Here is a 1,443-nt window from a genome sequence, read left to right on the forward strand (position 1 = left end):
GGGGGTGGAAAGAATTTTGGTCAGGGATGAGCTCGCGGCCTATCAGCTAGTTGGTGAGGTAATGGCTCACCAAGGCGACGACGGGTAGCCGGCCTGAGAGGGTGACCGGCCACACTGGGACTGAGACACGGCCCAGACTCCTACGGGAGGCAGCAGTGGGGAATATTGCACAATGGGCGAAAGCCTGATGCAGCAACGCCGCGTGAGGGACGACGGCCTTCGGGTTGTAAACCTCTTTTAGTAGGGAAGAAGCGAAAGTGACGGTACCTGCAGAAAAAGCACCGGCTAACTACGTGCCAGCAGCCGCGGTAATACGTAGGGTGCAAGCGTTGTCCGGAATTATTGGGCGTAAAGAGCTCGTAGGCGGTTTGTCGCGTCTGCTGTGAAAACCCGAGGCTCAACCTCGGGCCTGCAGTGGGTACGGGCAGACTAGAGTGCGGTAGGGGAGATTGGAATTCCTGGTGTAGCGGTGGAATGCGCAGATATCAGGAGGAACACCAATGGCGAAGGCAGATCTCTGGGCCGTAACTGACGCTGAGGAGCGAAAGCATGGGGAGCGAACAGGATTAGATACCCTGGTAGTCCATGCCGTAAACGTTGGGAACTAGATGTGGGGACCATTCCACGGTCTCCGTGTCGCAGCTAACGCATTAAGTTCCCCGCCTGGGGAGTACGGCCGCAAGGCTAAAACTCAAAGGAATTGACGGGGGCCCGCACAAGCGGCGGAGCATGCGGATTAATTCGATGCAACGCGAAGAACCTTACCAAGGCTTGACATATAGAGGAAACGGCTGGAAACAGTCGCCCCGCAAGGTCTCTATACAGGTGGTGCATGGTTGTCGTCAGCTCGTGTCGTGAGATGTTGGGTTAAGTCCCGCAACGAGCGCAACCCTCGTCCTATGTTGCCAGCACGTAATGGTGGGAACTCATGGGATACTGCCGGGGTCAACTCGGAGGAAGGTGGGGATGACGTCAAATCATCATGCCCCTTATGTCTTGGGCTTCACGCATGCTACAATGGCCGGTACAAAGGGCTGCAATACCGCAAGGTGGAGCGAATCCCAAAAAGCCGGTCTCAGTTCGGATTGAGGTCTGCAACTCGACCTCATGAAGTCGGAGTCGCTAGTAATCGCAGATCAGCAACGCTGCGGTGAATACGTTCCCGGGCCTTGTACACACCGCCCGTCAAGTCATGAAAGTCGGTAACACCCGAAGCCGGTGGCCTAACCCTCACGGGAAGGAGCTGTCGAAGGTGGGATCGGTGATTAGGACTAAGTCGTAACAAGGTAGCCGTACCGGAAGGTGCGGCTGGATCACCTCCTTTCTAAGGAGCACAGCAGTGCCGTCTGTATACAGCGGAGTAACACTGCCAAGCCATACGAAGACGAATGTTCTTCGATGGCGCTCATGGGTGGAACATTGACATTGATACGCAGAGATCAT

The 1,443-nt window shown here is 55.9% G+C and carries 1 rRNA gene; it reads left to right on the top strand.

What is annotated here, in order from left to right:
• Positions 1–1,324 (top strand): 16S ribosomal RNA (locus QN350_RS19605); the annotation flags it as partial.
• Positions 1,325–1,443: the final 119 nt, after the last annotated feature.

This window comes from Cryobacterium sp. 10I5 (assembly GCF_035019865.1).
GTDB classification, from domain to species: Bacteria; Actinomycetota; Actinomycetes; order Actinomycetales; family Microbacteriaceae; genus Cryobacterium; species Cryobacterium breve_A.